The following is a 22,915-nucleotide window of genomic DNA, read 5'->3' as shown; positions in this document are numbered from 1 at the left end:
GCAACGTATTGTAAGGATACTCATGTTTTCAGGAATGCTTTTTATTTTCCTGCCACTTATCGTTGGCTACCTCATACCGGTCAGGAAAGACTCAGTACTTCAGTTTATTCACGCGCAGACATCACGCCTGGTGCTGGTGATTCTGTCACTGATGGGACTGAGCTTGGCCGGTTTGGACAATCTGGGAGAAAATCTCAGCCAGATCCTGTTATACACAATCACCTTCTTCCTCTGCATCAGCGCATCTAACCTGCTGGTACTGCCGCTGCTTGATAAGCGCTATCCATTGAAAACAGAGCATGGCCACCAGCAGCTTCCCAAAGCCAAAATGTTGCTGGAGTCAGCCAAGCTGATATTGGTCGTCGCCGTCGGGCTCATTGCTGGTCTGTTGCTGAACATGGATTTGAGCTGGGTTGACCGGGCAAGTGAAATCATTCTGTTACTGCTGCTGTTTTTAATCGGTATCCAGCTGCGCAACAGTGGCATGACGCTGCGACAGATCCTGCTCAACAAGCAAGGTATGCTGATCGCTTTAGTGATTATTGCGACCTCTTTACCAGGTGGGTTGCTCGCCGCCTGGCTGCTGGGTATTCCGCTGAATCACGGCCTGGCGATGGCCTCAGGGTTCGGCTGGTATTCGCTGGCAGGTATTTTGATGGGTGATGGCCTTGGACCTGTATACGGTGGCGCATCATTCTTGAATGAGCTGCTGCGGGAGCTGGTTGCGTTAACCATGATACCCGCCGTGATTTCACGCTTCCCTAACACAGCCATCGGCTATGCCGGTGCAACAGCAATGGACTTCACTTTACCTATTATCCAAAACTGTGGCGGTATTCGCTGCGTCCCAATTGCAATAGTCAGCGGATTCATTCTCAGCCTGTTGGTACCAGTGCTGATGCTGTTTTTTCTGTCGCTTTAAACCATAGTAACAATCCGCCGCCATCGGCGGTGAATTAGAAGTGGCAACAAAAAGCCTGGCAACTGCCAGGCTTTGATTATGGTTAAAGAAAAACCGTTACATCGGATTAAGCGTGATTGCGAATCCACTCATCCATTTCTGTACGCAAGTTATCAGACTTAGTCCCGAAGATAGCTTGCACACCGCCAGATACTACAACCACACCGGCTGCACCCAAGCGTTTCAGTTTGTCCTGATCAACGATATCGGTGTCTGCAACGCTGACACGCAAACGTGTAATACAGGCATCGAGGTTAGTGATGTTGGATTTACCGCCGAAGGCTTCAACCAGCTCACCAGCCAGCTCAGAACCCGTTGCGGTTTCAACATCCGCCGTTTCATCTTCACGACCCGGTGTTTTCAGATTCAGGGTACGGATAACAAAAGTGAATACCACGTAGTACAGTACGGCATAACACAGACCCAGAATCACCAGTGTCCACACGTTCTCTGCACGAGGCATCTGAACAATGAAGTCGATGAAACCGTTCGAGAAGGTATGGCCGTGTACAACACCCAGAGCATTGGTCAGTACATATGCCAGACCAGCCAGCAAAGCGTGAATCCCGTACAAGACTGGCGCGATGAACAGGAATGAGAACTCAATAGGTTCGGTAATGCCGGTCAGGAAAGATGTCAGGGCAGCCGATGCCATGATACCCATTACCTTGGCGCGGTTTTCAGGTTTAGCACAGTGAGCGATAGCAAATGCTGCTGCAGGCAAACCGAACATCTTAAACAGGTAACCACCCGCAAGCTGACCAAAACCGTTACCTGCGGCACGGGAAGCATCATCCGCAGTCAGGAAACAAGTCATGATACCACGTGCTGCTTCACCAGCATTGGTCACACAAGAACCCGCTTCATAGAAGAATGGCACGTTCCAGATGTGGTGCAGGCCAAATGGGATAAGAGAACGCTCAACGACACCGTAGATACCGAACGCCAGTACTGGGTTCTGGTTGGCAGCCCAGTCAGAGAATGTGGCAATCGCTGAACCGATTGGCGGCCAGATGAACGACAGCACAACACCCAACGCAATAGACAGAAAACCTGTGATGATAGGCACTGCACGCTTACCGGCAAAAAAGCCCAGGTATTCCGGTAACTGGATCTTAAAGAAGCGGTTGAACGCCCAGGCCGCCACACCACCGGCCAGGATACCACCCAGCACACCGGTCTCAATCTTGGCGACACCCATGACATCGGCCATCACCTTCAGGGTAGCAACCATGATACCGTAACCGACGATGGCAGACAGACCGGCAACACCGTCGTTTTTCGTAAAGCCCAGAGCCACACCAACGGCAAACAGCAGTGCCATCTGACCGAATACCGAGCCACCGGCCTGTTCCATCAAGTGAGAGACTACGTCAGGTAACCAGCTGAAGTTAGCAGCCCCCACACCTAACAGAATACCCGCTACCGGCAGAACCGATACAGGCAGCATCAGCGCCTTACCGACCTTCTGCAGGTTAGCAAAAAAGTTCTTAAACATATTGTGCTCCTGAGTGAGATGTTTGTTTTGTTTCAGCGGTTTCCAGCGACCTACCCCCGTAGTCATAATGCTAGCACCGCTCATTTTTATTGTTCGGCATAAGTATAAAATGCGGCGCCAAATATAACGTGACATCAATCAATATTGCCAACCGAAGATGAAAGTAAGTTTCAGTTTGACGCATAGATCACAATTAACAATCAACTCAAAAAACACATCAAAATCAAACAACTTAATTATAAATCAAATACTTAATGTAAGTATTTGGCATTACAGTCGAATGTAATTATATTTCACTTTTGTATCCCATGTTTCTTTATGTAACGAACGAAGATTTCATGGAATGACAGGTAAAGATTGGGAGGAGATTGAAAAAGGAGAGAAAAAATAAAATAAATGGATAAAACCTATTGGATTAATTTAAAAAAAGGAGCCTCAGCTCCTTTTTTATCCGTTTTAGCGTTTTGCCTGCGAAAAAAGTCGGAAAAAGTTTTCACTCGACACTCTGGCAACCTCAGCGGCAGAAACCCCTTTCAGCAGGCCTATATACTCTGCAACTTCTTTAACATAAGCAGGCTGATTTTCTTTACCGCGATAAGGGACAGGCGCTAAGTAGGGTGAATCTGTTTCCACCAATAGCCGCTCCAGAGGCAAACGACTCACCACATCTTTCAGCTCAGCAGCTTTATTAAAAGTCACAATTCCGGAAATGGAAATATAAAAGCCCAGCTCAATTGCCGCTTCTGCCATTTCCAGGCTTTCAGTGAAACAATGCAATACACCGCCACAGCGCTCAGCGCCTTCTTCGCGCAGAATACGAATGGTATCTTCACGCGCCATGCGGGTGTGAATGATCAACGGCTTGTTCAGCTCAACCGCCAAACGGATATGCTGACGGAAAATATCCTGTTGCTGTTCGGCCAGTTCAGGTTGGTAGTGGTAATCCAACCCGGTTTCACCGATAGCGACGACTTTATCATCACTGGCATATTGCCTCAGCAGGCCATAATCAAAGCCAGCTTCAATATCCAGCGGATGCACCCCACAAGATGCAAACACATGATCGAAAGGGGCAATCATCGCCATCATGGCAGGGAAACTGTTCAGGGTGACACCGACGGACAGAAAATACTCTACCCCCCGAGCCTGTGCTTTTGCCAGTACGTCTGCAACATCAGTATGCAGTTCGTTGTAATTCAATTTATCAAGGTGGCAATGGGAATCTACTAGCACCTGAATATCCTCTCGCGTTTCGGTGTATTTATGTTGCACTGATAAAGCCTGACAACCAGTCAGAGATCAACAACTCATCATTCAAACCGGGATGGCTTTCCAGTTCCCGAATCAGGGCATTAAGCCCTTTTATTTGCGCCAGCAATGTGACCGTGGTCAGCTGCCCCGCGATTTGCCTGACCAAAGGTGCTGATTCACAATGAATCAAGTGCTGCTCAGCGCCTTGCTGTACTTTCAGGCAGTCAACCAGAAAATAGCTCAGCCATTTCAGGCTTGAGTGGCCATCTTTCATGCAGCTGTCAGCCACACTGAACAGGCCACTATGGGGGGGAGACAGAAACTGATGAAAGCCGGCCAGCAAATGCTGATGACGGATATCCTGTCCCTGCTCGATAAACGCTAAGGCTGCCAGAGGCGCATTGCCGTTAAGCCGTACAGCCTCCAGTTTGATTGATTGCATCAGTTTATGTTCAACCCAGCGCTTAACATCCTGCTCAGGCGGCAGAGGCAGACGCCACTTGTTACACCGGCTGTTAATCGTTGGCAGTAAGCGATCCAGCTCAGTGGCGGTTAAGATGAACTGGCAGTTTGCCGGCGGTTCTTCCAGTGTTTTCAGCAAGGCATTCGCCGCCGCCTCACCCATATGCTCTGACTGCTCAATCAGTACCACACGCTTACCGCCAAGCTGGGAGGTTTCCCACGCCCAGTGGTTACACTGACGAACCATATCAACGCCAATGGCTTTGCCATCCTGCGGACTGATACTGTGACAATCTGGGTGGGTACCGGCTTCAAACAACTGGCAGCTGTGGCAGATCCCACAGGACTCTTCAACACCGTTCTGGCAGAGCACAGTTTTTGCCAGCTGGCGTATCAACACGTCCCCGGCGCACCCGGCAGGTGAAATCAACAGCATGGCGTGATGCAAACGATCCTGACTCAAAAGCTGCTGCCATTGCTGCCAGACCGTTGTCAGCCAGGGGTAACTCATGCTGACTCCTGCTGAGCCAGCCAGGCATTCAACTGCTGGCGGATATCCGACGTCACAGCTTCCAGTGATTGGGACGCATCAATAATCACCACTTTGCGGTTATTACGTGACAGCGCTAAAAACCGCTCCCGGGTTCGTTCGAAGAAAGACAGATCCATTTTTTCAATGCGATCCAAAGCCCCGCGTCCCCGAGCCCGTGACAAACCAAGCTCTGGGTCAATGTCCATGTAAATGGTCAGATCCGGTTCAAAATCGCCAAGCACCATGGTTTTGATCCCAGACATCAGCTCAGGGTCAAATCCCCTGCCGCCGCCCTGGTAAGCCTGCGACGACATATCATGACGATCGCCCACCACCCAGTGACCTGCACGCAGCGCAGGCTTAATAACATTTTCTACCAGTTGGCTGCGCGCCGCATACAGCAACAGCAACTCAGCCATATCTGTTAATGGCTCTTCCGGGTGCCCTTCTTTCACCAGCGCTCGCATTTGTTCTGCCAGGGGAGTCCCGCCTGGTTCGCGGGTAGACTGAATGTCGGTGATCCCCCGTGCCGCGAGCGTGTCCAGCACGGTTGCAATCGCGGTACTTTTACCCGCCCCTTCCAGGCCTTCGATGACGATAAATTTTCCGTTCATTTATTGTTTTAATATCTTCAGATAATGGCGAACAGCACGATTATGCTCGCTTAATGTTGTTGAGAAAGTATGGCCACCTTTTCCGTCGGCCACAAAATAGTAGTAACCTGTCTGGGCAGGTTTCACCGCGGCAATCACAGAGGCCGCGCTTGGCATAGCAATAGGTGTGGGTGGTAAGCCGTCTATGGTATAGGTGTTATAGGGTGTCGGTGTTCGCAAATCTTTTCTGCGAATATTGCCGTCAAATTTCTCCCCTAAGCCATAAATCACCGTCGGATCCGTTTGAAGACGCATCCCTTTGTGCAGACGATTCATAAAGACAGATGACACTTTAGCCCGCTCTTCATCAACCGCCGTTTCTTTCTCGATAATGGAAGCCATAATCAAGACTTCGTATGGATTATTGAGCGGAATCGAATCGTCCCGCTCTTTCCAGGCATTATCAAGCAACTCCGTCATATGCTTATAAGCGCGCTTGAGCAAAGCCAGATCAGATGTGCCCGCTGTATAGTGATAGGTTTCAGGTAACAGATACCCTTCCAGCTTATCGACATCGGCGCCGATAGCTTTGGCGATATCCTGCTCTGTCATCTGGGAAGTGTCGTTCTTCAGCATTGGGGCATTTTCCAGCTCAGCCAGCCAGTCGGAAAAACGGCCGCCTTCCAGTAAGGTGATCGCAAACTGGTGTTCTTTGCCCGAGGCCACCGTTTTCAGGATATCGCGCAGGGTATGTGCCTGCTCAATGGCATATGTACCCGCTTTAATTTGAGCCAGTTGCGGTTCGATCCGCCCGATCCAGCGCGCCCAGGGAGAGTCGGCGATCATCCCCATCTGAGTCAGCTGGTAAAGTAAGCCTCGGAAAGTGGAGCCCTGTCTGACCGTGAGATATGGTTCAGTATTTTTTAACAGCGGCTGGTCAATACTTGCTCTTACCTGCACATACGTCCAGCCTGCACCGCCTGCCAGGATGGCCCCCAGCAGTACAAACACCAATGCCAGTTTCTTTAGCACGTGTACAACCTCTTCATTATCGCTTTTAACGCACTGTGTTCAGTGTACGTTCTCATTTGGATTTTCGTGACCGGCACCAGGGCCATCAACGCATTAGTAATAAAGACTTCATCAGCGCAAAGCAAGGTGTCGAGCGGGCTTTTGACAAACTCAAGACAATAGCCCAAATCGCTTGCCTGCTGACAGACGTGCGCCCGCATTAAGCCATGCACCCCAGCCAGATCCAAAGCTGGCGTGTATAGCCTATTACCGCAACGCCAGAAAATATTGGAGGCACTGGTTTCCGCCACATGGTCATTCGCATCTAGCACTACAGCATCAAGCCAGCCATTCCGTTCAATTTCCTGCTTCAACAGCACCTGCTCCAAACGGTTCAGGTGCTTTAAGCCGGCTAACATGGGAGAAAGCCCGAGCCGCTGCTGACAAACTCCTAACTCGATACCTTCCTGCTGCCATTTCTCGTAAAAGGCTGGCCAGGTAAAGTCGGAAATAATGACCTGAGTCTGATGGCAGCCTGCAGGGCTGTAGCCTCGGCCTCCGGCACCCCGGCTGATAAGTATTTTTACAACCCCTTTTTCAGGGTATCCCCTGGCAAGAGACATCACCTTATCTGTTAGGGGCGACCAGTCTGGAGCATCAATGTCCAGTCTTTTCAAGGTCGTTTGCAGGCGTTCAAGGTGCAGATGCCAAAGCCTGGGTTCACTGTGTTCAACCAGCACAGTCGTAAAACAACCGTCGCCGTACTGCAAAGCACGAGCAGACACATCAACCGTGTCTTGTTCCACATAACCCTTTGCAACACTGTTGATCCACACCATTGCGACCCCCATAAAAAAACGGCCCGGTTAGATGACCGGGCCGTCTAGCATAACAGAATCGACTTAGATTTTCTTGAACAGCAAGGAGCCATTCGTGCCGCCGAATCCAAAGGAGTTACACAGTGCGTACTCCATCGAAACCTGACGGGCTTCACCCGGGACATAATCCAGGTCGCAACCTTCGTCTGGATTCTCCAGGTTGATAGTTGGCGGTACCGCCTGATCAACCAGAGACATAACAGTAATAATGGATTCCACAGAACCTGCTGCGCCCAGCAAGTGACCAGTCATTGACTTAGTTGAAGACACAAGCACCTTGTCTGCCGCTGCACCCAAGGCACGTTTAATGCCCAGTGTTTCGGCAACGTCACCAGCCGGTGTAGAGGTACCGTGTGCATTCACATAGCCAATCTGATCTTGCGAAATAGCAGCATCACGAATAGCAGCTTCCATAGCCAGGGCACCGCCAGAACCATCAGCACTTGGCGAGGTCATGTGAAAAGCATCACCACTCATACCAAAGCCAACCAGCTCAGCATAAATCTTGGCACCGCGCGCTTTCGCGTGCTCATACTCTTCCAACACCATCATGCCGGCACCGTCACCCAGGACGAAACCGTCACGATCTTTGTCCCAAGGACGAGACGCGCCCTGAGGATCATCGTTACGGGTAGACAGCGCTTTCGCCGCAGCAAAGCCTCCCATACCCAGCGGTGTTGAGGCTTTTTCTGCACCACCAGCCAGCATCATGTCCGCATCTCCGTATACAATCATACGGGCGGCGTGACCAATGTTGTGCAGGCCAGTCGTACAGGCAGTAGAAATTGCAATGTTTGGACCGCGCAGGCCATACATGATAGACAAATGACCGGCAATCATGTTGACAATAGTGGATGGTACAAAGAATGGGCTGATTTTACGCGGACCCTTCTCAAGCATTGCCTGATGGTTGACTTCAATCAGGCCAATACCACCAATACCTGAACCGATAGCAACACCAAAGCGACTGGCGTTGTCTTCGCCGACTTCAATACCAGAGTCTTTCAGCGCCTGAATACCAGCAGCCACGCCATACTGGATGAACAGATCCATTTTGCGGGCATCTTTCTTTGACATGTAATCTTCGCAATTGAAGTCTTTGACCATGCCAGCAAAACGGGTTGCAAAATCACTCGCATCGAAGTGCTCAATATTGCTGATACCACTCTGGCCTGCCAACAAGGCTTTCCATGAAGATTCGACAGTATTGCCAACCGGCGACAGCATACCCATGCCAGTTACAACTACGCGACGCTTAGACACGATTTATTCTCCGGGAACTGAAGTATTAAATAAGGATTTACAAATGAAAATCAGGCGGTCATGGAGACCGCCTGGAAGTGTTCTTGAGATTACTCAGCAGAAGCGCTTACAACGTAGTCGATAGCTGCCTGAACTGTAGTAATTTTCTCAGCTTCTTCATCTGGAATTTCTGTGTCGAATTCTTCTTCCAGAGCCATTACCAGCTCAACAGTATCCAGAGAGTCAGCACCCAGATCGTCAACAAAAGAAGCTTCGTTCTTTACTTCAGACTCATCTACGCCCAGCTGCTCAACGATGATTTTTTTTACGCGTTCTTCGATGTTGCTCATACTAATCTATTTCCTTAACAAGAGTTCGCTATTGCGATTTGCTGTAGTTTATTCATTACTGTAAAAGTTGCAACACTCAGGGTGCTGGTCAAACCACGATTCTGCGTCAAATCTACGTGAGTTTGACCTGCATCCAAAAAGATTTCAACTTTTTTGCTTAAATCATGTACATGCCGCCATTAACGTGCAGGGTTTCGCCTGTAACGTAACCAGCATCGTCAGAGGCTAGAAATGCAACAGCTGCTGCAATTTCACGCGGCTCGCCTAAACGTCCCGCAGGCACAGCAGACAACGTAGAGGCACGTTGCTCATCATTCAGAGCTTTGGTCATATCCGTTTCAATGAAACCAGGTGCCACAGCGTTCACTGTGATACCACGTGAAGCCACTTCGCGTGCCATGGATTTAGTGAAACCGATCACACCGGCTTTTGCCGCTGAATAGTTTGCCTGACCCGCATTACCCATAGTACCGACCACAGAACCAATGCTGATAATACGCCCATAACGCTTTTTCATCATTGAACGTAGCACAGCTTTAGACAGACGGAAAATCGAGGTCAGGTTAGTGTTGATGATATCCTGCCATTCGTCATCTTTCATTCGCATCAGCAGGTTATCGCGCGTAATACCGGCGTTGTTCACCAGAATATCAACATCACCAAATTCTTCTTTGATCTGCTTCAGTACTGCATCAATAGACTCAGGAGAAGTCACATTCAGTGCCAGACCTTTACCTTTATCACCCAGGTAAGCGCTAATCGCTTCCGCGCCACTTTCAGAAGTGGCAGTGCCGACTACGGTTGCACCACGTTCAACCAGGATTTCTGCGATCGCACGGCCGATGCCACGGCTTGCGCCGGTGACCAGAGCAACTTTACCTTCCAGGCTCATGTTTTTTCCTCTTTATATAGCCTGTCATTGTTTACAGGCTGATTATTCGGTTTGCCGCGTACTGACCAGCAGCTATCGCGACAACGTCAGATTATTTAGCCGCTGCCAGGCTGGCTGGATCATTCACAGCAGCGCCATTGAGCGATTTATCAATGCGCTTAGTCAGACCTGTCAGCACTTTGCCTGGCCCCACTTCCAGCAGCAGTTCGATACCTTCAGCGGCCATACGCTCGACAGATTCTGTCCAGCGCACAGGGCCATAGAGCTGTTTAACCAGCGCCAGCTTGATCGCTGCCGGGTCGGTTTCAGTCGCGACGTCCGCATTGTTAATCACTGGAATAACCGGCGGATTGAAAGTGACTGACTCAAGCGCCACGGCCAGCTTATCGGCAGCTGGTTTCATTAACGCGCAATGAGACGGTACAGACACAGGCAACGGCAGTGCGCGTTTCGCGCCTGCGGCTTTACACAGATCGTTCGCACGTTCCACTGCCGCTTTATGCCCTGCAATAACAACCTGACCCGGTGAATTAAAGTTAACCGGTGCAACCACCTCGCCCTGAGCCGCTTCTTCGCACGCTTTAGCAATAGCGTCATTGTCCAGACCAATGATAGCCGACATAGCACCCACACCGGCTGGTACCGCTTCTTGCATCAGTTGGCCGCGCAGCTCAACCAGCTTAATAGCATCGCTAAAATCCAGCACACCAGCACAAACCAATGCAGAATATTCGCCCAGACTATGGCCGGCCAGAACAGCAGGCTGTGCGCCCCCTTCTTGCTGCCAGACACGCCAGATAGCAACCGAAGCCGCCAAAAGAGCAGGCTGAGTGCGGTGAGTCTGGTTCAGATCTTCGGCCGGGCCATTCTGAATCAGCGCCCACAGGTCATAACCCAGGGCATCAGATGCTTGTGCAAAAGTTTGCTGTACGCTTTCATACTGCTCAGCCAGTTCAGCCAGCATGCCAACAGCCTGAGACCCCTGACCAGGGAAAACAATCGCGAACTTAGACATTCGAGAATCCTTATACAAAGAGAAATGGCATCCAAGATGCCATCAATGATGCGGTAATCAGGCGACTATTGATTAATTCCGCCTGTGCCTCATAGTAAAAAACGTGCGGTTCTATCAGAATTTCACCAGTGCCGAACCCCAGGTGAATCCACCACCAAAGGCTTCCAGCAACAGTGTCTGTCCCCGCTGGATGCGGCCGTCTCGTACGGCTTCATCCAGCGCGGCCGGCACCGTTGCCGCTGACGTGTTCCCTTGCTTATCCAAAGTCACGACAACCTGATCCATCGACATTGACAGCTTTTTCGCCGTCGCCGTAATAATGCGCAAATTGGCCTGATGCGGCACCAGCCAGTCCAAATCGGATTTTTCCATATTATTGGCGGCCAGTGTATCCGTCACCAGATTCGACAGCTGAGTGACGGCCACTTTGAAGACTTCATTGCCTGCCATGTAGAGCCATTTATTACAATCAAATGTCTCACCGTGTTCAGGCACAGCCAAACTGAGCAAACCGCCAAAATGGCCATCTGCATGTAGATGGGTAGAAATGATACCGGCTTCTTCACTGGCGCCCAGCACAACGGCCCCTGCACCATCACCAAATAAAATGATGGTGGAACGGTCTTGCGGGTCGCACTTATGGGACAGCGCATCCGCACCGATAACCAGAACCTTCTTCGCCATACCGGTTTTGATGTGTTGATCCGCCACACTCAAGGCATAGACAAAACCGGAACAGGCCGCCGCAAGATCAAATGCCGGGCACCCTTTGACGCCAAGCATGCCCTGTACCTGACAGGCTGCAGACGGAAAAGCATGGCTGGCTGAGGTTGTCGCAACAATAATTAAATCAATCTCGTCAGCCGCAACACCGGCCATTTCCATCGCACGGCTTGCAGCGTGATACCCCATTACTGCGACTGTTTCCTCTTCTGCCGCGATGCGACGCTCACGAATACCAGTGCGAGCGACAATCCACTCATCGCTGGTATCCACCATTTTCTCCAGATCCGCATTGGTACGAACCTGCTCTGGCAGATAGCTGCCAGTGCCTAATATTCTGCTATACATGAAGACTAAAAATGCCTCTCAAGTAGTACGTGTTCCAAACGGTCACTGATTTTTGCCGGTATCTTCCGCTTGATTTCATGTACTGCTTCACCAATTGCATTGGTAAAAGCAGCAATATCAGCACTTCCATGGCTTTTAACGACAATACCGCGCAATCCTAACAGACTTGCGCCATTGTACTGGTCGGGGTTCAGGCTTTGTATCTGACGGAACAGGTCACTAAACAGCCACTTAGCGATCAATCGCTTGATAGGATGCTGGCTGACAGCCTGTTTAAAGCTCTCTATAAAGAGATTAGCAACCCCTTCGCTGGTTTTCAGGCTAACATTGCCGACAAAACCATCACAGACAACCACGTCGGCTTTACCGTCATAGAGTTCATTGCCTTCAACATAGCCAATGTAATGTACATCCGGTGAACGGCTCAGCATAGATGCACAGCGTTTAACAAGATCGTTGCCTTTTATTTCTTCAGAACCAATATTGAGCAGGGCCACTTTGGGCGGCCTGCCCGTCATTTCCTGCTCCGCCAGTACCGATCCCATCACAGCAAACTGAAACAAAGTATCAGCATCACAAGATACATTGGCACCCAGATCCAGCAGCCATGTTTTGCCACCGCGGCGGCTGGGGATTGCGGACACTAAAGCAGGACGCTCCACGCCGGGTAATTGCTTCAACGTATAACGAGCCAATGCCATAAGAGCGCCGGTATTCCCTGCACTGACACAGGCATCCGCGTCACCTTCTGCCACAGCATCCAATGCCCGCCGCATAGACGAACCCTGGCTTTGGCGTAATGCTTGAGACGGACGAGTGTGATCAGCGATGGCACGATCGCAATGGACAACAGTCAGACGGGGATGATGAGTAGAATTGAGCGATGAGAGTTGAGCGGTGATTGCACTTTGATCACCGAAGAGGAGCAGATTTAGCGACGGGTATTGTAACAGTGCCTGCACGGCGGCAGGCACTGTTACCTGAGGACCGAAGTCCCCACCCATTGCATCAAGTGCAACGGTTAGACCAGTCAAGGTTCAACCTTATTTGTTGATAACCTTGCGGCCACGGTAAAAACCGTCAGCAGTCACGTGGTGACGCAGATGGGTTTCACCGCTGTTCTGATCGACAGATACAGCAGCGCCAGTCAGTGCATCGTGTGAACGACGCATACCACGTGCTGAACGTGATTTTTTGCTCTTTTGTACGGCCATTAACCCTACTCCTTATTACTTTTACTCAAGTTTTTTAATACTGCAAACGGATTCGGACGCTCATCAGCAACAGGGATCTCACCGAAGCTCATACCTGATGCAGTGACTGAACAGTCAGCTTCATCATGCATTGGCACTTGCGGTAACTCCAGAATCAGCTCATCTTCGATGAGTTGAAGCAGATTGATCTCACCATTTTCGTCGACTTCAGCCGGCTCATAAGCTTCCGGAAACTCATCTGCTTCCTCGGGTCTGAGGAGCGGACTATAACAGAAATCCACACTGTAATGGTGTTGGAATTCTTCCTGACATCGCTGGCAGGTTAACATCACATCAACATCAGCATGCCCACGCATGAATGCGATATGACGCTGGTCAAAGTCAAATGATAAGATGACGTTTGCATCACTTAAAACGCTGGAAGCCGATTCAGCCAGACGCTCTAAAAGCTCGGCTTTGATGATGCCATCATAGTCGAGCTTTTTTTGAGCAGCGCGGACCGGATCTACCGTCAGCGGCAATTTTACCTTTTGCATAGGGCGCGAATATTAGCCTTCTAATTGGTTTGAGTCAAAGGAAATGTGTCCGAAATCCCAGCTTTTGACCATTTCCCCCCAAGGGGTTTTCATTGCCCGTCCAAGTCCATGGTACGGCAGGTATAATAAGGTTGGTTCTGAGTTAAAACTAGCGTAGATTTCAGCTTATTGCTCCCCCAATCTCTGGGGGTAAAAACGCACTGAACACACCTACACATTGAGTCAAATCATGAAACAACCGCTACTTCTGGCTTCTACTTCTCCCTTCCGTCGCAGTCTGCTGGAGAAGTTCGGTTTACCGTTCGACTGCGCATCACCCAATATTGATGAAACACCGTTTCCTGATGAATCGGCTGAAACACTGGTAAAACGGCTGGCTGAAGCCAAAGCCCGAGCATGCCGGGCAGAACATCCGTCTCATATCATCATCGGCTCGGATCAGGTCTGCGTCATTAACGGCAAGATAGTGGGTAAACCTCATACCGCAGAGCAGGCCTGTGCCCAGCTCGCCGCCGCCAGCGGTCAGACAGTCACTTTTTATACTGGCCTGTGCGTCTATAACGCTCAGACTGATAACAGCGACGTCATCTGTGAACCCTTTCTCGTGCATTTTCGCACTCTGACGCAGGTTGAGATCCAACGTTATATTGAACGTGAACAACCATTACAGTGCGCCGGCAGCTTCAAAAGCGAAGGCTTAGGTATCGCGTTGTTTGACCGCCTTGAAGGCCGGGATCCCAATACCCTGATCGGTTTGCCCCTCATCAGTTTACGGGAGATGCTGTCCCGACAGGGTATTGACGTCCTTTGAATGCATTAACGCTGGCGAAGCGCCTCCAGCGTTCTGTTGAGCATGGCATCCATGGGCGCATTGATTTCCACTTTCTCACCCGAGTGCGGGTGTTCAAACTGAATATTCGCTGCATGTAAAAAGAGACGACTCAGCCCGGCCGTCTTGGTATACGCATCAAAACGCGGGTCACCGTATCTGTCATCCCAGGCAATGGGGTGACCTGTATACTGACAGTGCACACGGATCTGGTGCGTACGACCTGTGACCGGACTGGCCTGCACCAGCGTGGCCTCTGTAAAACTTTCCAGTACTTTAAAACGTGTATCAGACGCTTTACCGTTCGGATTAACCCGAACAATACTGTTGACTTCGTTTTTCAGCAGCGGAGCGGTGACTTTACGGCACTCTTTCGGCCACTGCCCCATGACTAACGCAAAATAATATTTCTGAACCGTTTTCTGCCTGAACTGTTCCTGAAGTTTACGCAGGGCTGAACGTTTCTTTGCTATCAGCAAAATGCCTGAAGTGTCTCTGTCTATCCTGTGTACTAACTCCAGAAAGCGCGCATCCGGGCGCAACGCCCGCAGTGCTTCGATGGCACCAAATTTCAGGCCACTGCCACCGTGTACAGCAGTACCTGACGGTTTATTGAGGATAAGCATGTGCTCATCTTCGTAAATGATGCAATTTTCCAGCTCAGCGACTTTGTCCAGTTTAGTGCTGACAGGTGCCGCTGCTTCTTTCTCTGGCAAGGTCACAGGCGGTACTCTCACCAGATCCCCTTCCTGGAGTTTGTACTCCGGTTTTATCCGTTTTTTGTTTACTCGCACCTCACCCTTACGCAAAATCCGGTAAATCATACTTTTGGGCACGTTTTTCAGTCGGGCACGGAGAAAATTATCAATCCTTTGCCCGGCAAAATCATCAGCAATAGCGATGAATTGCACTTTTGGTTTGTCATCTTTCATAGCCCAAGATTCTATCACGGCTATAAAGCAGATTGCCGCAAAAAAGTCACCCTGCTATGATTGCAGTCTGGAATAGGGGAATTTCCCACTTTCCGTGCCATGACGGTCATATTTTCGTCATGATGAATGTTTTTTATCCTGCTCTGCTTGGCGTCGCTGCAATAGGCGTAAGACGATAAGTCATGCAGAGTCATTATTAGTGTTCCGATTGCAGATTTTTTATCGGTGTTAGAGATACAACCGCGATGACGCGGTGTTACCGGCTGAGTACCGTAGGGTCTTAAAGCCACTTTTAATGGTCTTATACCATCTTTAAGTACAGCTGGCAGATACGTGTAGCCATAGAGCACTCCTGAAACATCCAACCGTGAGGTTGCAACCGTAAATCAGACTTGGGGTCAGGCAGCATCGGTAGAAAATCCAATATTGGCTCACTAAAACAACGACAATAAATGAGTACACAGAATGAAAAGAATGTTGATCAACGCAACTCAGAAGGAAGAGTTGCGCGTCGCATTAGTGGACGGTCAAAAGCTATTCGATCTTGATATCGAAAGCCCAGGACACGAATCTAAGAAAGCAAATATCTACAAAGGCCGCATTACCCGTATCGAACCTAGTCTTGAAGCCGCTTTCGTCGACTATGGTGCCGAGCGTCACGGTTTCCTCCCTCTGAAAGAAATTGCACGCGACTACTTCCCAGCCAACTACACCTATCAGGGTCGTCCTAATATTAAGGAAGTGCTGAAAGAAGGTCAGGAAGTTATCGTTCAAGTGGATAAAGAAGAACGCGGCAACAAAGGGGCTGCGCTGACAACCTTTATCTCTCTGGCGGGAAGTTACCTGGTACTGATGCCAAACAACCCTCGTGCCGGCGGTATATCGCGCCGAATCGAAGGGGAAGAACGCACACAACTGAAAGCCGCACTGAGCACCCTGCAGCTACCGGATGGCATGGGCCTGATCGTACGTACTGCTGGCGTGGGCAAATCCGCTGAAGAACTGGAATGGGATTTAAACGTACTGCTCAATCACTGGAGTGCAGTGAAAGAAGCCGCCGATGCCCACCCTGCTCCTTTCCTGATCCATCAGGAAAGTAACGTGATTGCCCGTGCTATTCGTGACTATCTGCGCCGTGATATTGGCGAGATTTTGATCGACAGCCCGAAAATCTTCGACCGCGCCCGCGATCACATCAAACTGATACGTCCTGATTTTCTGCCTAAAGTAAAACGTTACGAAGGCGAAGTACCGCTGTTCAGCCACTATCAGATTGAAAGCCAGATTGAATCGGCTTTCCAGCGTGAAGTGCGACTGCCTTCCGGTGGTTCTGTGGTTATTGACCCGACAGAAGCTCTGACTTCTATCGATATCAACTCAGCCCGCGCCACGAAGGGCGGTGATATCGAAGAAACCGCGCTGCAGACCAACCTGGAAGCGGCCGACGAGATCGCCCGTCAACTGCGTTTGCGCGACTTAGGCGGCCTGGTGGTTATCGACTTCATCGATATGACCCCGGTTCGTCACCAGCGTGAAGTGGAAAACCGCCTGCGCGAAGCCGTGCGAATGGACCGTGCCCGCGTGCAAATCGGCCGTATCTCCCGCTTCGGCCTGCTGGAAATGTCACGTCAGCGTTTGAGTCCTTCTCTGGCTGAAGCCAGCCACCATGTCTGCCCACGCTGTACAGGTACAGGTGTGGTACGTGATAACGAGTCGCTGTCTCTGTCTATTCTTCGCCTAATTGAAGAAGAAGCACTCAAAGACAACAGCTCTCAGGTACAGGCTATCGTACCGGTTGCTGTCGCGTCCTACCTGCTGAACGAGAAACGTCGCTCTGTACAACACATCGAAAAATATCACGATGTAAGAGTGGTGATCGTTCCTAACGCTGATATTGAAACACCGCATTTTGAAGTGCTGCGTGTACGTACCGGCGAAGAAAAAGACACCTTGTCTTACCACATTCCGCAAGTGCTGGAAGCTACACGTGAGACAGAAGCAGCGGAAGCGGCACCAGAGCGTGCAACCAAAAAGCGTGAAGAGCCCATTCTGCAAGGATTTACTGCGCCAAAAGCACCAGCGCCGGTTGTTAAGCCTGCACCTGCCACAGTCTCTGAGCCGACGGCCAAAGCAGCAAGCAAGCCTGGTCTGTTCCAGCGACTGTTCAGCGCTCTTGCCAGCTTCTTTAGCAGCACCGCTGAAGAGAAGCCTGCAGAAAAGCAAGAGACTACACCTGCCGTACGCCAGGATAACCGACGTGACAACCGTCGTGATAACCGCCGCGGCAAAGACGGCAGCCGTCAGGGTCAGAGCCGTAACCGTCAGGATGATGATCGCGATTCACGCGACGCGAAAGCTGGCGAAAAAGGTCAGCGTCAGCAGCGTCGCCGCAATGAGCGTCCTAAGCAAGACCGTAACGCCCAGGCTGAAAAGCCAGCGAAAGCGGCGGCACCGCGCACAATAGCTGATGAAGAAATCAAAGAGCAAAAACGCCAACGCCGCGATGAAGTGCAAAAGCAACGCCGTAAAGAAAAGCAGCAACAGGCTGAAACGGCAGAGGTAATTGACACCGTTGAAGCGACCACCGACAACGTTGAGCAACCAAAGACCGAGAAGGTAAAACAACGCCGTCAACGTCGCCAGCTGCATAAGAAGATCCGCCTGGAATCTGCAGAGCTGCAGCCAGCCGGTGACACAGAGCAAGCTCCTGCTGCGGTCAGCGATAAGACGCCAAGCCGTGTTAAGAACGTCGGTATCGAAATGGCCAAAGAAGCCAACTCTGCCGCTGAGCTAGAATCTGCCGATGTGCAGTCGGAAACAGATGCTCAGGAAGGTCAGGAAGGTCAACGCCGTAACCGCCGCTCACCACGACACCTGCGTGCCAGCGGTCAACGTCGTCGCCGCATCCGCGATACGCGTCCTCAACAGGATGAAGACCAGGTCGATCAGGCAGTCTCTGATGCCATTACCCATGCGGTAGAAGAAGTGTCTGACAGCCTGGGCGAAATGGAAAACGTGGTCTCCATTGTTGAGCGTCCTAAGCGTCGTCCAACTACCGGTGTGGCGTCTCCTGAAATGGCAATGGGTAAAGTCTGGCCTCGTCACGACAAGCCAGCTGTCCATGCAGAAGATACCGCCGCAGAAGATAGCGCCGAAGAAACTGAAACCCTTGCAGTAGCAGTACAGGCTGAGCAATCCGCCGAGGCACAGGCTGCATCACTGAGCGGTGTGGCCATGCCGGAACTGGCAATGGGTAAAGTCATGCCACTTCGTCAGACTGCAGCGCAAAGTGAGCCAGTACAAGCCCGCGTTGAGCAAGCCGAAACGGCAGCTGTGGCTGAAGCACCTGAAACCACCCAGGTTTCTGAGAGCGCGGCTCCCGACACTGACGTTTCCGTGCCTCTGGTAGCAGAAACTGTCACTGAAGCCGTCGCAGAAACTGTTGCGGAAAAGCAGGCAGAAGAAGCCAGTCCGCAAGAGACCGTTGAACCGCCTGTTATGGCCCAAGTGACAGCAGCCGTTAAGCAGCAAGTGACGGCAAGCGCACCCCGCGGGATTCACAGCGTGTCTCCGATGACTAAGGCACCTGCTCCACAGCAAGTGCTGGATACGACACCGGTAGCGATTGCACCGTTACGTACCAGTCAGATTCAAGCCCGTCAGGCAGGTAGTCAGACAGCAACTAACGTTGCTTCGGCGCCAATGACCAAAGCAGCCTCAGAGACACAAGAGTAACTCTGACGCAGTAATAAAGACAAAAAGCCATGCGTTTGCATGGCTTTTTACTTTCTGTGTTTCGGATTAACGTACATCTCCAGTCAGGCCACTTAACTCAGAGCCACTTACAGTGCACGCCAGATCACCTTTGTTTCAGACCAGCAACTATCCTGTCCGCAGCAGCTTCGATTAAATCCAGCACATGCTCGAAACCCTCCTCGCCGCCATAGTACGGGTCCGGTACTTCATCTTCCTCTGCATCCGCAAAGGCCAGTAACAAGGACAGCTTAGAAAGATATTCTGCCGGACAGATGGCTGTCAGATCAGACAAATTTTGCCTGTCCGCAACCAGAATTAAATCAAACTTTTCGAAATCGCCGACAACTATCTGGCGGGCGCGGATCCCCTCAAAGCTGTATCCTCTGGCTTCCCCGGCAGCACGCGAACGACTGTCCGGCCGTTTTCCTTCGTGATACCCAATCGTACCTGCAGAATCGATCTCAACCTCGACGCCCGCTTTCACTGCCTTAGCACGCAACACAGCTTCTGCGGTTGGCGAGCGGCAAATATTGCCCATGCAGACTAACAGCACGGACGGTTTTCTCTTATCTGGCATCCATTTCCCTCATCACTATCAGGTTATCTTTACGCTTGATTACAGAGTACGCATCCCTGCCAGGTCAATGCAATATTCAAACAAGCACAGCCTATCTGTGTCTTGCCTGTCGTTGTTTGCGCTGAGCTGCCACAACCACCACAGCCGCATGACGGATCACAGAGGTCAAACAATCACCACCGCCATAGGCGGTGGTTTAGAGGCGACAAAAAAGGGAGCGAAATCGCTCCCTTTTTGTCTGAGTCTCTGATGTTCTTTGCGTTATCTGATTAACAGCATAGGAACAGTGGCATCCACCAGAAGCCGGGTGGTATTACTGCCGACAAAGAACTGGCGCAGCTTAGAGTGACCATAAGCCCCCATCACTATCATGCCAATCGATTTTTCCTGCTGATATTGCAAAATTGCACTGCCTACTGATCCCGTCAGGCACACTTTAGTAACGTTAATACCTGCGTTGCTCAGGGTCTCGGCCGCAGACTCAAAGGCGTCGCGTTTGTTGTCAGCATCTTCCACCATCACTAAGTGGCACGCCATCCCCTTGAGTAACGGGGTATCAATGGCCTTCTGCACCAGCTTCTGGCTGGTTTCGCTGCCATCAAACGCCAGCAGATACTCAGCCGGTTCACTGAAATCGCCGTTAGCAATCAGAGTGTGGGTCGAAAATGCCCGAACCACACTTTCCAGCTGCGAGCCAATCGCCTTGGCATCCTGCTGATGTAACTCGCCGGATTTACCCAGCACCAGTACCCGAATTTCCGGCTCCAGTTCCAGTAACGTCTCGACAAGATGCCCATGCAGTTGCTGTTTCACCACAGCAGGGACGCCAGTATCAGTGACCAGAGATTCCAGATCATTGAGCAAAGCTTTGCTGTGCTGTATTTCCAGTTTGGAGCGTTTTTCATCCAGCTCGCTGAGCTCTTTCAGTAACGCTTCACGGCTGCCCAGACCAATTGTTCCGGACAGCTGAGAATCAGCCTGATACCTGTCTTTATCCAGCACGTGCAGCAGTTTTAGCGGTGTATCCAAACGCCTGGCTGTCCAGGCTGCCAGGTCCACCACGGCTTTCGAGTAATGCTGGCCGTCTATACATGCGGTAATATATTGCGTCATGATATCTCCTTAATGGCCGCCCATCAGTTTTTCAACTTCTTCCGGCTTGTCATGAACACCAAATTTATCAACTATGGTCGCTGTTGCTTCATTCATGCCAATGAGATCCACCTGAGTACCTTCGCGGCGGAACTTAATGACCACTTTATCCAGCGATGAGACGGCTGTGATATCCCAGAAGTGAGCCGATGACAGATCAATAGTGACACGCTCCAGCACTTCCTTGTAGTCAAAAGAGGCTAAAAATTGATCTGAAGAGGCAAAAAAGACTTGTCCTACAACACGATAAGTTCTTGCTTCGCCATTTTGTTCCAGATCACTCTTCACCACCATAAAGTGGCCGATCTTGTTGGCAAAGAACAAGGCTGCCAACAGAACACCGACAAACACACCGATAGCGAGGTTATGTGTTGCCACGACCACAGCAACGGTGGTGACCATCACAATATTGGTAGACAGCGGGTGTGATTTCAGATCTTTAATCGAAGACCAGGAGAAAGTACCAATAGACACCATAATCATGACAGCAACCAGCGCTGCCATTGGGATCTGCTTGATCCAGTCGCTGAGAAAAACCACCATAATCAGCAGGAACAAACCCGCGATAAAAGTTGATAATCTGCCCCGACCACCGGACTTGATGTTGATAATCGACTGACCAATCATGGCACAACCAGCCATACCGCCCAGGAAGCCCGTGGCAATATTTGCAACCCCCTGACCTTTACACTCACGGTTTTTGTCACTGCTGGTGTCAGTGAGATCATCGACGATTGTGGCTGTCATCATGGACTCCAGCAAACCGACTATGGCCAGGCCAGCTGAATATGGCAGGATAATCCATAAGGTTTCCAGGTTCAGCGGAACATCCGGCCACAGGAAAACAGGCAATGTATCAGGCAATTGCCCCATGTCGCCAACAGTGCGAATATCAATGCCAAAGGTCAATGTGACTGCAGTAATAACAAGAATACACACCAGTGGCGATGGAAGAACTTTGCCGACATAAGGCAAATAAGGGAACAGGTAGATAATACCCAAACCGGCCGCCGTCAGAGCATAAACGTGCCAGGTTACATCAGTCAGTTCAGGTAACTGGGCCATAAAGATCAAAATGGCTAATGCGTTAACAAATCCCGTGACGACCGAACGGGAAACAAATCGCATTAAATCACCCAATTTCAGATACCCGGCCGCGATTTGCAAGATACCGGTTAATACTGTGGCTGCCAGCAGATACTGCAAACCATGCTCTTTGACCAGAGTCACCATCAACAGCGCCATGGCACCGGTTGCCGCTGAAATCATGCCAGGACGGCCTCCGGTAAACGCAATAATTACCGCGATACTGAATGAGGCATACAGGCCGACTTTCGGGTCAACGCCGGCAATAATGGAAAAAGCAATCGCTTCTGGAATAAGAGCCAGTGCAACTACAAGCCCAGACAATACATCACCACGCACATTGGATAACCAATCGCGCTTTATCGTTTCTATCATAAAATTTCTCAAAAATTTGTGTAAACAAGAGGTTAGAAAGATTAGGGGTGGGTTGTCGGCTAAGGCGGCGTAATTGACATCTGTCTCTCCATGGCGTGTAAAAAGTGTGATCCTATTCACTCCTTTCGACCTAGTCAATAAAAATGCCTTTTTATCCAATCTGTTCGGGATCAGGCGCAACCTGAGTAAACCGAATGAAAAATATCTGCTGCTTCAGTAAATCCCCCTGAAGTGAAGCCATTATGGTTAAATAGCGCCTGAAAACCCACACACTGAAAATACGCCCATGACAGAACTGAAAACCCTGATGCTGTTTTTATTCACCGCACTGGCAGAAATACTTGGCTGCTACCTTCCCTATTTATGGTTGAGGGAAGGCAAATCCATTTGGCTGTTGTTCCCTGCTGCTATTTGCCTGGCGCTGTTCGCCTGGCTTTTGTCTTTGCACCCCACAGCGTCCGGCCGGGTATACGCTGCCTACGGCGGGGTTTATATCTTCGCTGCCATATTCTGGCTATGGTTGGTTGATGGCATCCGCCCTACGTTTTGGGATTTGCTCGGTGCGTCTGTCGCCATTACGGGCATGTGTATCATCATGTTTGCACCAAGGCATACATAGATATTTTCATCCGGTAAGGCTGATGCATATCTGTCAGTCTTTACTGCCAGTCTTACCTCAAATCGCACTGCAACGACATCAAA

At 50.5% G+C, this 22,915-nt stretch carries 22 protein-coding genes; 4 read left to right on the top strand and 18 right to left on the bottom strand.

Features of this window, described 5'->3' with window-relative positions; all coding sequences use genetic code 11:
• Positions 1–22 precede the first annotated feature (22 nt).
• Positions 23–922: a LysO family transporter gene (locus IFO68_RS06840; RefSeq protein ID WP_192015207.1), complete on the top strand. Its 900-nt coding sequence runs from the start codon at positions 23–25 to the stop codon at positions 920–922.
• Between the two features lie 106 nt (positions 923–1,028).
• Here IFO68_RS06840 and ptsG read toward each other — a convergent pair whose 3' ends face one another.
• The 14 genes from ptsG to yceD all read right to left on the bottom strand — a co-directional run bounded on the left by ptsG (position 1,029) and on the right by yceD (position 13,506).
• Positions 1,029–2,459, bottom strand: a complete 1,431-nt coding sequence (gene ptsG, locus IFO68_RS06835; protein WP_192015206.1) for a PTS glucose transporter subunit IIBC — start codon at positions 2,457–2,459, stop codon at positions 1,029–1,031.
• A gap of 456 nt (positions 2,460–2,915) precedes the next feature.
• Positions 2,916–3,692, bottom strand: coding sequence for a TatD family hydrolase (locus IFO68_RS06830; protein ID WP_192015205.1), 777 nt, complete (start codon positions 3,690–3,692; stop codon positions 2,916–2,918).
• A gap of 28 nt (positions 3,693–3,720) precedes the next feature.
• A complete protein-coding gene (holB, locus tag IFO68_RS06825) occupies positions 3,721–4,683 on the bottom strand; it encodes a DNA polymerase III subunit delta' (RefSeq protein WP_192015204.1) in 963 nt (320 codons plus the stop codon).
• A complete protein-coding gene (gene tmk, locus IFO68_RS06820; protein ID WP_192015203.1) occupies positions 4,680–5,318 on the bottom strand; it encodes a dTMP kinase in 639 nt (212 codons plus the stop codon). The genes holB and tmk overlap by 4 nt, the downstream gene beginning before the upstream one ends.
• Complete coding sequence (gene mltG / locus IFO68_RS06815; protein WP_192015202.1) at positions 5,319–6,329, bottom strand: endolytic transglycosylase MltG; 1,011 nt, start codon at positions 6,327–6,329, stop codon at positions 5,319–5,321.
• Positions 6,323–7,147, bottom strand: a complete 825-nt coding sequence (gene pabC / locus IFO68_RS06810) for an aminodeoxychorismate lyase (protein WP_192015201.1) — start codon at positions 7,145–7,147, stop codon at positions 6,323–6,325. Before pabC ends, mltG begins: the two co-directional genes overlap by 7 nt.
• A gap of 63 nt (positions 7,148–7,210) precedes the next feature.
• The gene (gene fabF / locus IFO68_RS06805; protein ID WP_192015200.1) at positions 7,211–8,449 is read right to left on the bottom strand and encodes a beta-ketoacyl-ACP synthase II; all 1,239 of its coding nucleotides are present in this window, start codon (positions 8,447–8,449) and stop codon (positions 7,211–7,213) included.
• Positions 8,450–8,538: 89 nt separating this feature from the next.
• Positions 8,539–8,778 (bottom strand): acyl carrier protein, encoded by a 240-nt coding sequence (gene acpP, locus IFO68_RS06800; protein ID WP_027253507.1) that lies wholly within the window; start codon positions 8,776–8,778, stop codon positions 8,539–8,541.
• A 157-nt stretch (positions 8,779–8,935) separates the two neighbouring features.
• Positions 8,936–9,670, bottom strand: coding sequence for a 3-oxoacyl-ACP reductase FabG (fabG, locus tag IFO68_RS06795; RefSeq protein ID WP_192015199.1), 735 nt, complete (start codon positions 9,668–9,670; stop codon positions 8,936–8,938).
• Positions 9,671–9,761: 91 nt separating this feature from the next.
• Positions 9,762–10,685 (bottom strand): ACP S-malonyltransferase, encoded by a 924-nt coding sequence (gene fabD, locus IFO68_RS06790; protein WP_192015198.1) that lies wholly within the window; start codon positions 10,683–10,685, stop codon positions 9,762–9,764.
• Positions 10,686–10,799: 114 nt separating this feature from the next.
• Positions 10,800–11,756, bottom strand: coding sequence for a beta-ketoacyl-ACP synthase III (locus tag IFO68_RS06785; RefSeq protein ID WP_192015197.1), 957 nt, complete (start codon positions 11,754–11,756; stop codon positions 10,800–10,802).
• Positions 11,757–11,761: 5 nt separating this feature from the next.
• Complete coding sequence (gene plsX, locus IFO68_RS06780) at positions 11,762–12,790, bottom strand: phosphate acyltransferase PlsX (RefSeq protein ID WP_192015196.1); 1,029 nt, start codon at positions 12,788–12,790, stop codon at positions 11,762–11,764.
• A gap of 9 nt (positions 12,791–12,799) precedes the next feature.
• Positions 12,800–12,970: a 50S ribosomal protein L32 gene (gene rpmF, locus IFO68_RS06775; protein ID WP_192015195.1), complete on the bottom strand. Its 171-nt coding sequence runs from the start codon at positions 12,968–12,970 to the stop codon at positions 12,800–12,802.
• A gap of 5 nt (positions 12,971–12,975) precedes the next feature.
• Entirely contained in the window at positions 12,976–13,506 is a 531-nt protein-coding gene (gene yceD / locus IFO68_RS06770; RefSeq protein ID WP_027253513.1) for a 23S rRNA accumulation protein YceD, read from the bottom strand.
• 229 nt (positions 13,507–13,735) lie between these two features.
• On the opposite strand from yceD, the gene IFO68_RS06765 reads away from it, so the two are divergent.
• Positions 13,736–14,317: a Maf family protein gene (locus IFO68_RS06765; RefSeq protein WP_192015194.1), complete on the top strand. Its 582-nt coding sequence runs from the start codon at positions 13,736–13,738 to the stop codon at positions 14,315–14,317.
• A 5-nt stretch (positions 14,318–14,322) separates the two neighbouring features.
• Here the strand turns inward: IFO68_RS06765 and rluC are convergent, their stop codons facing one another.
• On the bottom strand, positions 14,323–15,267 hold the full coding sequence (gene rluC / locus IFO68_RS06760; RefSeq protein ID WP_192015193.1) for a 23S rRNA pseudouridine(955/2504/2580) synthase RluC: 945 nt from the start codon (positions 15,265–15,267) through the stop codon (positions 14,323–14,325).
• A gap of 465 nt (positions 15,268–15,732) precedes the next feature.
• Here rluC and rne point away from each other — a divergent pair, with 465 nt between their 5' ends.
• Positions 15,733–19,002, top strand: coding sequence for a ribonuclease E (gene rne / locus IFO68_RS06755; RefSeq protein WP_192015192.1), 3,270 nt, complete (start codon positions 15,733–15,735; stop codon positions 19,000–19,002).
• Between the two features lie 124 nt (positions 19,003–19,126).
• Here rne and IFO68_RS06750 read toward each other — a convergent pair whose 3' ends face one another.
• The 3 genes from IFO68_RS06750 to IFO68_RS06740 all read right to left on the bottom strand — a co-directional run bounded on the left by IFO68_RS06750 (position 19,127) and on the right by IFO68_RS06740 (position 22,213).
• Complete coding sequence (locus IFO68_RS06750) at positions 19,127–19,600, bottom strand: low molecular weight protein-tyrosine-phosphatase (protein WP_192015191.1); 474 nt, start codon at positions 19,598–19,600, stop codon at positions 19,127–19,129.
• A 261-nt stretch (positions 19,601–19,861) separates the two neighbouring features.
• A complete protein-coding gene (locus IFO68_RS06745; RefSeq protein WP_192015190.1) occupies positions 19,862–20,713 on the bottom strand; it encodes a universal stress protein in 852 nt (283 codons plus the stop codon).
• A 9-nt stretch (positions 20,714–20,722) separates the two neighbouring features.
• Positions 20,723–22,213, bottom strand: coding sequence for a SulP family inorganic anion transporter (locus IFO68_RS06740; protein WP_192015189.1), 1,491 nt, complete (start codon positions 22,211–22,213; stop codon positions 20,723–20,725).
• Positions 22,214–22,499: 286 nt separating this feature from the next.
• On the opposite strand from IFO68_RS06740, the gene IFO68_RS06735 reads away from it, so the two are divergent.
• Positions 22,500–22,832 (top strand): YnfA family protein, encoded by a 333-nt coding sequence (locus IFO68_RS06735; protein ID WP_192015188.1) that lies wholly within the window; start codon positions 22,500–22,502, stop codon positions 22,830–22,832.
• Positions 22,833–22,915: the final 83 nt, after the last annotated feature.

This window comes from Photobacterium arenosum (assembly GCF_014841115.1).
Taxonomy (GTDB): domain Bacteria; phylum Pseudomonadota; class Gammaproteobacteria; order Enterobacterales; family Vibrionaceae; genus Photobacterium; species Photobacterium arenosum.
This window is presented reverse-complemented; position numbering and strand designations above follow the sequence as displayed.

Excerpts from the sequence above, each read along its gene's own strand:
- rne (WP_192015192.1), top strand. The coding sequence starts at position 15,733 with ATGAAAAGAATGTTGATCAACGCAACTCAGAAGGAAGAGTTGCGCGTC.
- holB (WP_192015204.1), bottom strand. The coding sequence starts at position 4,683 with ATGAGTTACCCCTGGCTGACAACGGTCTGGCAGCAATGGCAGCAGCTT.
- pabC (WP_192015201.1), bottom strand. The coding sequence starts at position 7,147 with ATGGTGTGGATCAACAGTGTTGCAAAGGGTTATGTGGAACAAGACACG.
- acpP (WP_027253507.1), bottom strand. The coding sequence starts at position 8,778 with ATGAGCAACATCGAAGAACGCGTAAAAAAAATCATCGTTGAGCAGCTG.
- IFO68_RS06750 (WP_192015191.1), bottom strand. The coding sequence starts at position 19,600 with ATGCCAGATAAGAGAAAACCGTCCGTGCTGTTAGTCTGCATGGGCAAT.
- yceD (WP_027253513.1), bottom strand. The coding sequence starts at position 13,506 with ATGCAAAAGGTAAAATTGCCGCTGACGGTAGATCCGGTCCGCGCTGCT.
- fabG (WP_192015199.1), bottom strand. The coding sequence starts at position 9,670 with ATGAGCCTGGAAGGTAAAGTTGCTCTGGTCACCGGCGCAAGCCGTGGC.
- IFO68_RS06840 (WP_192015207.1), top strand. The coding sequence starts at position 23 with ATGTTTTCAGGAATGCTTTTTATTTTCCTGCCACTTATCGTTGGCTAC.
- ptsG (WP_192015206.1), bottom strand. The coding sequence starts at position 2,459 with ATGTTTAAGAACTTTTTTGCTAACCTGCAGAAGGTCGGTAAGGCGCTG.
- tmk (WP_192015203.1), bottom strand. The coding sequence starts at position 5,318 with ATGAACGGAAAATTTATCGTCATCGAAGGCCTGGAAGGGGCGGGTAAA.
- rpmF (WP_192015195.1), bottom strand. The coding sequence starts at position 12,970 with ATGGCCGTACAAAAGAGCAAAAAATCACGTTCAGCACGTGGTATGCGT.
- IFO68_RS06785 (WP_192015197.1), bottom strand. The coding sequence starts at position 11,756 with ATGTATAGCAGAATATTAGGCACTGGCAGCTATCTGCCAGAGCAGGTT.
- fabD (WP_192015198.1), bottom strand. The coding sequence starts at position 10,685 with ATGTCTAAGTTCGCGATTGTTTTCCCTGGTCAGGGGTCTCAGGCTGTT.
- rluC (WP_192015193.1), bottom strand. The coding sequence starts at position 15,267 with ATGAAAGATGACAAACCAAAAGTGCAATTCATCGCTATTGCTGATGAT.
- IFO68_RS06745 (WP_192015190.1), bottom strand. The coding sequence starts at position 20,713 with ATGACGCAATATATTACCGCATGTATAGACGGCCAGCATTACTCGAAA.
- IFO68_RS06740 (WP_192015189.1), bottom strand. The coding sequence starts at position 22,213 with ATGATAGAAACGATAAAGCGCGATTGGTTATCCAATGTGCGTGGTGAT.
- IFO68_RS06735 (WP_192015188.1), top strand. The coding sequence starts at position 22,500 with ATGACAGAACTGAAAACCCTGATGCTGTTTTTATTCACCGCACTGGCA.
- IFO68_RS06765 (WP_192015194.1), top strand. The coding sequence starts at position 13,736 with ATGAAACAACCGCTACTTCTGGCTTCTACTTCTCCCTTCCGTCGCAGT.